This is a genomic window from Marisediminitalea oceani, from assembly GCF_003731635.1.
In the GTDB taxonomy this organism is placed as follows: domain Bacteria; phylum Pseudomonadota; class Gammaproteobacteria; order Enterobacterales; family Alteromonadaceae; genus Alteromonas; species Alteromonas oceani.
In genome coordinates this window covers 35,075-44,633 of the sequence record NZ_RCUA01000069.1, presented here as the reverse complement: position 1 = coordinate 44,633, position 9,559 = coordinate 35,075, and the positions used below count along the sequence as shown (strand labels likewise).

The 9,559-nt window shown below is 48.2% G+C and carries 8 protein-coding genes and 1 pseudogene; 6 read left to right on the top strand and 3 right to left on the bottom strand.

The window, feature by feature from the left end; all coding sequences use genetic code 11:
- Nucleotides 1-3: 3 nt before the first annotated feature.
- Nucleotides 4-1,056 (top strand): ISAs1 family transposase, encoded by a 1,053-nt coding sequence (locus D9T21_RS17585; RefSeq protein WP_105933364.1) that lies wholly within the window; start codon nucleotides 4-6, stop codon nucleotides 1,054-1,056.
- Between the two features lie 20 nt (nucleotides 1,057-1,076).
- Here the strand turns inward: D9T21_RS17585 and D9T21_RS17580 are convergent.
- Nucleotides 1,077-1,952, bottom strand: a pseudogene (locus D9T21_RS17580) (carboxypeptidase-like regulatory domain-containing protein); the annotation flags it as partial.
- A gap of 576 nt (nucleotides 1,953-2,528) precedes the next feature.
- On the opposite strand from D9T21_RS17580, the gene D9T21_RS17575 reads away from it, so the two are divergent.
- The 5 genes from D9T21_RS17575 (at nucleotide 2,529) to D9T21_RS17555 (ending at nucleotide 7,307) form a co-directional block, all read left to right on the top strand.
- A complete protein-coding gene (locus tag D9T21_RS17575; RefSeq protein WP_241155751.1) occupies nucleotides 2,529-3,314 on the top strand; it encodes a PhnD/SsuA/transferrin family substrate-binding protein in 786 nt (261 codons plus the stop codon).
- Nucleotides 3,301-4,272: a hypothetical protein gene (locus tag D9T21_RS17570; protein ID WP_123326471.1), complete on the top strand. Its 972-nt coding sequence runs from the start codon at nucleotides 3,301-3,303 to the stop codon at nucleotides 4,270-4,272. Before D9T21_RS17575 ends, D9T21_RS17570 begins: the two co-directional genes overlap by 14 nt.
- Before the next feature lie 242 nt (nucleotides 4,273-4,514).
- Entirely contained in the window at nucleotides 4,515-5,138 is a 624-nt protein-coding gene (gene udk, locus D9T21_RS17565; protein WP_123326469.1) for a uridine kinase, read from the top strand.
- Between the two features lie 11 nt (nucleotides 5,139-5,149).
- Entirely contained in the window at nucleotides 5,150-6,361 is a 1,212-nt protein-coding gene (locus D9T21_RS17560; protein ID WP_123326467.1) for a NupC/NupG family nucleoside CNT transporter, read from the top strand.
- 106 nt (nucleotides 6,362-6,467) lie between these two features.
- Entirely contained in the window at nucleotides 6,468-7,307 is an 840-nt protein-coding gene (locus D9T21_RS17555) for an isopenicillin N synthase family dioxygenase (protein WP_123326465.1), read from the top strand.
- Nucleotides 7,308-7,349: 42 nt separating this feature from the next.
- Here D9T21_RS17555 and D9T21_RS17550 read toward each other — a convergent pair whose 3' ends face one another.
- On the bottom strand, nucleotides 7,350-8,270 hold the full coding sequence (locus tag D9T21_RS17550) for a M28 family peptidase (protein ID WP_123326463.1): 921 nt from the start codon (nucleotides 8,268-8,270) through the stop codon (nucleotides 7,350-7,352).
- Nucleotides 8,270-9,430, bottom strand: a complete 1,161-nt coding sequence (locus tag D9T21_RS17545; protein ID WP_123326461.1) for a tetratricopeptide repeat protein — start codon at nucleotides 9,428-9,430, stop codon at nucleotides 8,270-8,272. Before D9T21_RS17545 ends, D9T21_RS17550 begins: the two co-directional genes overlap by 1 nt.
- Nucleotides 9,431-9,559: the final 129 nt, after the last annotated feature.

The window sequence follows — 9,559 nt, the reverse complement described above, 5'->3', positions numbered from 1 at the left end:
CAAATTAATGTTCAACATGACTTTATTGATGTGATATTTCTGACTGTGAGTGCAGTCCTTTCTGGAGCAGAGGGTTGGAGCGATATAGAAGTGTTTGGTCGAGATAAACTTGATTGGTTGCGCCAATACCGTCCCTTTGAAAACGGCATTCCTGTTGACGATACCATTGCCCGAATTGTTCGAGTAATATGCCCTGAACAATTAAATAAAGCCTTTATGAATTGGGTGAATGAAGTGCGTGTTGAAACGGGTAAGCCTCAAATTGCCATCGACGGTAAGACACTTCGTCATTCCTACGATGGCGATAAGCAAACGGCATTACATAGCATTACCGCCTGGAGCAAAGATGCAGGTTTAGTGCTTGCGCAACTGAAGTCATCGGGCAAGAAAAATGAGAATGCTTCGGTATTGGACCTACTCGACACGCTTAATATTAAAGGCGCTCTTATCAGTGCAGATGCCATGAACTCTCAGAAAAAGATAGTCGAGAAAATCAGCTCGGAGAACGCAGATTATGTGCTCTGCATCAAAAACAACCACAAACAACTACGCGATGAAATTGCCGCCTATTTCCATAAGGTAGAGAGGGATAATCCCGCTTGGATTGCCTGTAATGAACAGACTGATTCTGGCCATGGACGAATTGAAGTACGCCGGTGCCAGCAACTAAGAGTCAGTGAGTGGATAAGTGAAGCACAGCACTGGAAAGGTATACGCAGTGTTATCAAAATAGAGCGAGAGCGCCACCTTAAAGACAAAGAGGTGAGCACTGAAACGCAATATTACATCAGTTCACTGGATATTGACCCCGTTGCGGTCAACCAGGCTATCCGAGCACACTGGGAAGTCGAAAATAAAGTCCACTGGGTGTTAGACGTGACGTTCAAAGAAGATGATAGCCGAATACGCAAAGAGGACGGAGCGGAAAATGTCGGAGTGATTAGGCGGTTTTGTTTGAATATGGCTCGTTTACACCCCAAGAAAGCCAGCATGAGAAGCAAACTCAAAATGGCTGGCTGGGCCGATGAATTCAGAGCAGAGCTTATTTTTGGGTAAAAGTATGCGGTTGCCCTGAGACCTACCGTGAAACCGTAACGTTTTTCAGTGTAGTTACCGTTGTCGATGTCGTTACCTTCGATTGAATCGCCTTTAAACGAGTCAGAAGTGAAATCGTAAAAAGCAGAACCGTGGACTTCGTTAGTACCTGACTTGGTTACGGCGTTGATGTTACACGCTGTAAAACCGCCGTATTCTACGTCGAAAGGTGCTAACTCTACTGCAACCTGCTCAATTGCATCGTATGAGAACGGGATGCTTTCAGTTGGGTAACCGTTTGAGTTAAGACCGAAGTTATCGTTCAGACGCATACCGTCCAGCGTTAAGCTGTTGAAACGAGGTGATGCACCGGCACACTGAATGCCGTCTGAGAAAGTTTCGTCGATATAAACACGTGGGTCGGCACGAACCAGGTCTTTAATATCACGGTTAATAGCAGGCGCGTTTTGCAGATCTTCAAGACTGAAGTTTGAAGAAGGACCTTTCTGGCCAAAAGCAATAGAAGCAATTTGTGAAGCAGTTACTTCGATGCGCTCAACGTCAGCTTGTGCACCCAGTGCAAAGTTGTTCAGGTTTAAACCGCTGTCCAGAGACAGATAAACATCTGAAATAGTAGCATCTTCGAAAGTGTCAGAATCCATTACGATTTCGTAAGGACCACCAACACGAAGACCCGACAGGTTGAACTGACCGTTAGCATTAGCAGTAACTGTTTTAATACTTCCGGTTGGAACGTGCTTAACAGTAATTACTGTACCCGCTGCAGGTGCGCCCTGTGGACCAACTACGCGACCAGTGATTTCTGAAGATGTCTGCTGTGCCATAGCGGCAGTAGACAGACCAACAGACATCGCTACCGCAATCGCTACGCGATTAAGCTTCGATTTTGTCATCATTAGTGTGTTTCCCATTTATTTTCATAAGGCGTTTGTATTACCCCCGTTAACAAGAGATAGAACAGTAACCTGTTGCTTCCGGCAGTAAAGGCAATTTTTATGTTCGGTCACCATAGCCGTTATTGGTGACAGTTCCGTTTTTCTGAAACAGCGTAAATCGGGCCGAGATTGTTCATTATTATTGTTTCAGCAATATGACAAATTCGCTCTGGTTGAACTACTTTAAAAAGTTGACAACGCTTATTATTTTTATATTTTCCTGAACAAACGGTCAGTTATTTACCTAAATTATTAGAACTCCCGGCCCTGCTCACAAGCCCAGCTATATTCTTCGCATAACCACAATGAATAAACAGCGTTTAAGCAAATTCAAAGTTACTTAATGAATTAAGCTTTTTTTCAACGACTTACGCACTCAAAATAAACTTACTTATTGCATTAAATAAGTTTAACTGTTCAAATTGGTCAAACAAGTAAAACTAACTCTAAAACACTTTGCACCGTTTACGACTGAATTCAACAACACGATGGCTGATTGTTGCTGCTATTTTTATTTTTAGCGGCGTAGTGGGCTTCGTGCAAAATTCACAAAAAATAAATGACATCTCACCGCAAACTACCAGCAAGTTGCAGTGCGATGCCCCGTTGTCGCAAAACAGCAAGGTCTTTAATGTATACCTCACTGAGCAATCCATCGCCGAAAAAGCACTACCCTTACTGTGTGATAATAATGTAGTGCAACGTCAATTTGGTGATGTACAGGTGATTATCGGTCGTAACGATTTTGATACCTTCCGGTTTGTTAATCACGGCGTGCCGGAATTAACCCTGGTAAAGAGTAATGTAGTAGACGCTTTCGGCGCCGACCGCATCTACCACTACGACAGCATAGCAGCTCACCCCGATTACAGCGCATATTTTATTGCCCTGCGTGAAAAACCGGTACTCAGTAAGGAGTATCTGCTGGGCAAGCGCATCGGTATACTCGATTACCCGAGCAGTCGTTCAGGCCATATAGTGCCGAAAACAGTATTGCAGCGGCTGGGTCTTAACGATTCTAACATTAAGCTCTACTACTACAATTCGCATCAGGAACTGCGCCGCGCACTGATGGCCGGAGAGGTAGATATTATCTCCAGCTACTGGGGTAAGGCCGATGAACAAACGTTGTCGCGTAATTACATTACCTCACTGGAAAACAGTGTGCCTGGCATGCGCTGGTATTTAAAGATGCAGGATAACAACACCGATTTACGCTGTGCTATTCAGCAGGTTATCACTGAGATATCCAATAACCACCCACGCAAGTACTACCGCGACGTGGTGCTAATTAACGAGTGTAATTCAAATGAAAACCTATGATATTACACCCAACGACTGGCTAAAGGGCGGCCTCGTCACCCTTCTGCTGTTTGTTATCTTCCAGCTAGGTGCCCTGGTTGGCCAGACCAGTGCCCGGTTATATGCCGAACATGAAGCTGTCGATAAAATAAAAGCGCGCATTAGCCTGGATCTGCAGTTTCTCGACGTGGGCAACCAAACGTTAAGAACGCCGCCTAATCAGGATACACTCAAGGCTTACCTTAATCGCATTAATACCATATTAAGCGAACAGCAAACCGGTGTATGGCTGGTATCACTGCAATCGGTTACTGCCAATGCTGCGGGGCAGCCTGAAAATGCGCGTTTAACCCAACTGGTACTGGAAAACTCCGAACAAACCGTTAACGTACAGCTGGCCACTAAACCGCTTTATCGCTACCTGTCATTCAGCCCGTTAGCCCTGCTGGCAGCCCTGTTGGTATCGCCGGCATTTGTTAAGGTACGAACCAGCCAGCGCCGCGCAGTAAAAGCAGCAGTCCTGGCGCAACCGGTTCCAATAGTAAAAATTACGCCTAAGCTGACCGTTAACCTCAACGAGAAAACCCTCGGCAATGGCGTTAATGATGTCACCGTGCAGCTACAAAATAAACCGTTGTGCTTCTACACAGCTTTGCTGCACTACTGTATCGAAAACCCCAACGCGGTATTACTTCACCACAAGGATATCCCACCAGAGCTGACCAATCTTGCCAGTAAAGTGTTTACCCGCTTGATGGAATTAGGCCATACCAAACGTAAACGGCCTGATTTTAACGCTAATCTGGATAAAACCCTGAGTGAGATCCGGGCCGCCCTCGATGAGGTATTTGCCGGGTTCAGTGAAGAGAAAACCCGCTATTACCCTCCGCGCGCTCAGGGTGAAGGCTCACGCTCCAAGCAACACTCCTATGCCCTGCCGGTGCTGCATGCCAGCGACATCGACATTATTGGCGAATAGCGAGAATTGTAATCAGGCTTGTACAGCACAGGTATGACCCCCTGATGACAGACAGTTTGCAAGCCGGGAAAACAATGGTAACCTGAACAAATGGTCAGCATTATAATGCAAAGACTCACCATTTGCCGGGATGTCAAAACACCCCCGAACGGCGCTATCTGATTTAAAGCCTATACTGTGGGATTGATTCGCACGGTGCATTTGCGTATCTTTGCTATAACTAAAAATACGTTTTTCCCACTATGCAAACACCCCTGATTATTGCTATTTCCGGTGCTTCTGGCTCCGGTAAGTCGTTGTTCACCGAGAACCTGATTAATGCTTTTTCTGAGCAAGGTCGGCCGGTACAGATCCTCCGCGAGGACCACTATTACCGTGCCCAGGACCATTTACCCATGGAAGCGCGGGAAAAAAACAACTACGACCATCCTAATGCCTTTGAACACGAATTACTAAAAGCCCACCTCGGTGCCTTGCGTAATGGTGAGCCCATTGACTACCCGCATTACTGCTTTAAAACCCATACCCGGTTACCTAAAACCGAGCGGTTGCAGCCTGCCCCGGTAGTGATCCTCGAAGGCATTATGCTGCTTGCCAGAGTAGAGTTACTGCCTTTATACGATGTAAAAATCTTCATCGACACACCGCTGGATATCTGTCTGATGCGCCGCATGATGCGGGATGTTAAAGAGCGCGGGCGGACCATGGATTCAGTGGCCAAGCAGTACGAAAAAACCGTAAAACCCATGTACCACCAGTTTATTGAACCCAGTCGCTTTACCGCCGACGTAGTGGTCACTCAGGGTGGCAAAAACCAAATTGCGCTGGACGTAATAAAATCACACATACAACAAGCTATTAAGTAAAGGATTACCCCATGATAAGTTTACTGGGCGTCGCCCTGCTGTTATGTATTGCATTCGCTTTATCAAGTAATCGACGTTCCATAAACTGGCGCACCGTGGGTGGCGCTTTCGCCATTCAGGCGGCCGTGGGCGCGTTTATCCTGTATTTTGAACCCGGTATTCAGCTGTTACTTAAAACCACCGAGTTTGTGCAGAACATTATCGACTACAGCCAGGCCGGTATCGATTTTGTGTTTGGCCCGATTGGTAACAAATCCCTGGGCTTTATTTTTGCCTTTAATGTATTGCCCGTTATTATCTTTTTCTCTTCCCTGATTGCCGTGCTGTATCACCTCAAAGTGATGAACATTATCATTCGTTTGATCGGGGGTTTGCTGCAAAAAGCCCTGAAAACCAGTCGCCCGGAGTCGATGTCGGCAGCCGCCAACATTTTCGTCGGTCAGACCGAAGCACCGCTGGTAGTTCGGCCATTTATCCCCAACATGACCCGTTCTGAGTTGTTTGCAATTATGGTGGGCGGGCTCGCTTCTATTGCCGGTTCGGTAATGGCTGGCTATGCCGGCATGGGCGTTGAGCTTAAGTATCTGCTGGCTGCCAGCTTTATGGCCGCACCGGGTGGCCTGCTAATGGCTAAAATTATGCAGCCGGAAACCTCAGAGCCGCACAACGAGCTGGAAAAAACCGAAGAAGAAAAAACCCACTATGCAAACGTGTTCGACGCCGCTGCCAGCGGTGCTGCTTCCGGTTTACAACTTGCTCTGAACGTAGGCGCGATGTTGCTGGCTTTTGTGGCCCTGATTGCCATGCTGAACGGCATCATTGGCTGGGCTGGCGGTCTGGTTGGTTTTGAAAACCTCACCATTCAGCAAATTCTCGGCTTCCTGTTACAGCCTCTCGCCTGGACGCTCGGTGTGCCCTGGTCTGAAGCGCAGATTGCCGGTAGCTTTATTGGTCAGAAGATAGTGGTTAATGAATTTATCGCCTACCTGGACTTTATTGCAGCACAGCCAGAGCTGTCTCCAATCAGTCAGGCGATTATTACGTTTGCCTTATGTGGTTTCGCCAACCTCTCATCCATTGCCATTCTGATGGGCGGTATTGGCGCCATGGCCCCCACCCGGCGTAAAGAAATCGCTCAGTTAGGCCTTAAGGCGGTTTTTGCTGCCACCTTATCCAACCTGATGAGTGCAGCACTGGCCGGCTTTTATCTGACACTGGGCTAAACTTTCGGCCGTAATCAATCCGGCTTGATGTGTATCAAGCCGCCGGCATTTGCAGTGCCGCAAAGCCACATTATAATTTGTAAAATCAGAACGACAGGAAACCCTAATGAACTTAGTTGCCGTAGATTATCAGGCAGACAACGCTGCCGAGTTATTTGCTAAATCGCTGCACGAAACCGGCTTTGGCGTATTAAAAAATCACCCTATTCAGAAACAACTGGTAGAAGATATCTACACAGCCTGGCAGGCGTTTTTCGACAGCGAAGAAAAGTTCGACTACACCTACAACAAAGGCACTCAGGACGGTTATTTTTCAAAGTCAGTATCCGAAGTTGCTAAGGGCTTTAAGAAAAAAGACATTAAGGAATATTTCCATTACTACCCATGGGGTATGTGCCCGCCGGAGTTAAAGCAGCAATTGGCCGACTATTACGCCAAAACCACCAGCCTGGCCGCTGAATTACTCACCTGGGTCGAAGACAATGCACCAGAAGACGTTAAGGCCAATTTTAACGAGCCGTTGTCACAAATGATTGATGGCAGTGAGCAAACCCTGCTACGCGTGCTGCACTACCCGCCACTGGACGGCAATGAAGAGCCGGATGCTATCCGGGCAGCAGCCCACGGCGATATTAACCTGCTAACCGTTTTACCGGCAGCTAACGAGCCGGGCCTGCAGGTACAGCGTAAAGACGGCTCCTGGATGGATGTTCCCTGCGATTTCGGTACGCTGATTGTGAATATTGGCGACATGCTGCAGGAAGCCAGTGGCGGTTATTACCCATCTACCATCCACCGGGTCATTAACCCCGATGGTGCGGATATGACTAAGTCACGTATTTCCCTGCCGTTATTCCTGCACCCGCGTCCGGACGTTAAATTGTCTGACCGTTACACCGCCGAGGCGTATTTACAGGAACGCCTGCGTGAACTGGGCGTAATCTAAGGCTTTGAAACGAATATCCAGCGGAGCAATAGCTCCGCTTTTTTATGCCTGCTCGTCAGCTTTAGCACACAAAGCATCCAGCTTTTGCAGGTATTGCCAGGCAATTCTGACCGTTTCGCCATAGAACGATTGATTTACCCGGGAAGCGGTATCCCTCGGCGTGTGATAGTAGTTATGCCTGCCCACACCCAGAAACAAAAACGGGATCCCCTGTTCTGCAAAAGCGGCATGGTCGCTCACCTTACGGCGGTCTGCCAGGCTCGGGTAGCGGCCGACACGACGTTTTTCATCGGTAGCAATCATGGGCATGTTGCTGGCCAGTTCAATATTTTCTATTAGGCCATTAAACGCCGGATGGCTGAGATTGCCACTCACCAGTACCTCTTTGCGGCCACCCGGTTGCGAGAGCATATCGAGGTTGAGGTTTACAAAAATCGACTTTGCTGCCACCACGTCGGACGACACAAAGGCTTTGGCGCCAAGCAGTCCATGTTCTTCGGCATCCGACGCTAAAAACACCTGGTGACACTGTCGCCCGCTTTGCTGACTTTGCGCGGCAAGATACAACATAGCCGCCACGCCACTGGCGTTATCATCTGCTCCGTTAAATATACGCCTTCCCTTCCGTCCGATATGGTCGTAGTGAGCACTTACCACAATATATATATCCAGAGCGCCTCTGAGCTGACCAACCACATTGGTGCCGGCCAATGGCTTATTTTTGCGGATGGCTGAAAATGGCTGACCAAAGTCGTTAAGTGCCGGCAGTGGCTCGATGCCAATTTCGGCATAGCGCTCCATCAGGTATTCGCGGCTACGCTTTGAGCCTTTGCTACCCACTTCACGGCCTTCCATCAAATCATCGGCCAGCACATTGAGATCCTGCATCCATACCGGCTCACTGGCGTTCACCAGTGCACACCATCCTACCCCCCAGACTGCGATTAATAGGGATAACTTCATTACAGCTGTTCCTCATGGTAATGACTCAGTACGGCCAGTTTGGCGGCATAGCGCTGTCGATCAGCCGGCAACTCGGCGCGCTTAATGGCGCGCTCCAGAAAAGTTTGTGCATCGTCTGTTTCACCCGTCGCCAGCGCAGTTTTGCCCAGGGCAAAGAGGATCAAATGATTCGTTCTGTCTAACCGGTAGGCCCGGCGGTAATAATTATGAGCCAGGGTGAAATCGCCCTCTTCGAAAGCTTCATCGCCGCGGATCAGATGGTAATAGGGATTAGCTACCCGCAGTTGATGTACCTCTTTGGCCAGCTCGTTGGCCTTGGAATCACGGCCGGTCAGGCGAAACAATATCGCCAGATTTTCTCTGGCTGTGAGATTCTGAGCGTCAAGCTGAAGGACTTTCTGATAAGCCTCTTCGGCGTAACGGTAATTCTCGGTAAATCGGTACAACACACCGAGATTGATCCACGCAGCGGTAAACTGATCGTCCTGTTTAAGGGCCGCACTGAGATATCGAAATGCGACAGGGAAATTGCCGTATACCAGTGCATTAGCCCCCTTATTGTTGTAGAACATCGACAGTGCTCGGTTTACCGACATAGTCTCTGATTTAAATTGCTGGCCCTGCATGCGGGCGTCAAAGTCCACCAGTCTTGGCGTAGCAAACAGATCCCGCTTGTCGGTGAGCAGCACATTTACGTGGCCATTGAGCAGGCTAAAGCCTTGCTTGCGCGACCAGTATTCAGGAATAAACACGTCCTGTAAGCTGGCATCAAGCCCCAAGCCCTTTGCCAGTGCGTAAGTCATCAGGGTGAGCGACAAACAGTTGGCCTGACGGTTTCTGAAAGTATCTGCCACCGTGGAGTTTGCATCGCTAAAGTAACTTAAACCAAGCTGTTGCTCAGCAAACAGGCTGTTTACCAACTCGTCTAACGGCGTAGTTTGCTTTTGCTCCGCCGTCACCTTAATTTTCGTTAAAAACCGTTTGGCCTCTTCAGGCAGCGTGAGGATTTGGGCTGGCGACTCAATGTTTACTGATCTGGCAGCGGGAAATGCGTCGGTATAAACCGGGTGTAAATAATTACCTGTATCGGGCTCGGTACTGGCGCATCCGCCAAGCAAGATGAAGCTGCAGAGTACGACAACCAATGCATAAACTTTCATAGGCAGGCCGCTCCATTAAAATGGCTTATACAAGTCTAGCCCACTTCACATATATTTAACATTTTTTAAACACTTTAATCCGTTACTTTTCGGCAGGGATAACTTATGCTGAAAGCGTCGATTATTTAT

Coding starts and splice junctions, on each gene's coding strand:
- D9T21_RS17570 (WP_123326471.1), top strand. CDS start 3,301: ATGAAAACCTATGATATTACACCCAACGACTGGCTAAAGGGCGGCCTC.
- udk (WP_123326469.1), top strand. CDS start 4,515: ATGCAAACACCCCTGATTATTGCTATTTCCGGTGCTTCTGGCTCCGGT.
- D9T21_RS17560 (WP_123326467.1), top strand. CDS start 5,150: ATGATAAGTTTACTGGGCGTCGCCCTGCTGTTATGTATTGCATTCGCT.
- D9T21_RS17555 (WP_123326465.1), top strand. CDS start 6,468: ATGAACTTAGTTGCCGTAGATTATCAGGCAGACAACGCTGCCGAGTTA.
- D9T21_RS17550 (WP_123326463.1), bottom strand. CDS start 8,270: ATGAAGTTATCCCTATTAATCGCAGTCTGGGGGGTAGGATGGTGTGCA.
- D9T21_RS17545 (WP_123326461.1), bottom strand. CDS start 9,430: ATGAAAGTTTATGCATTGGTTGTCGTACTCTGCAGCTTCATCTTGCTT.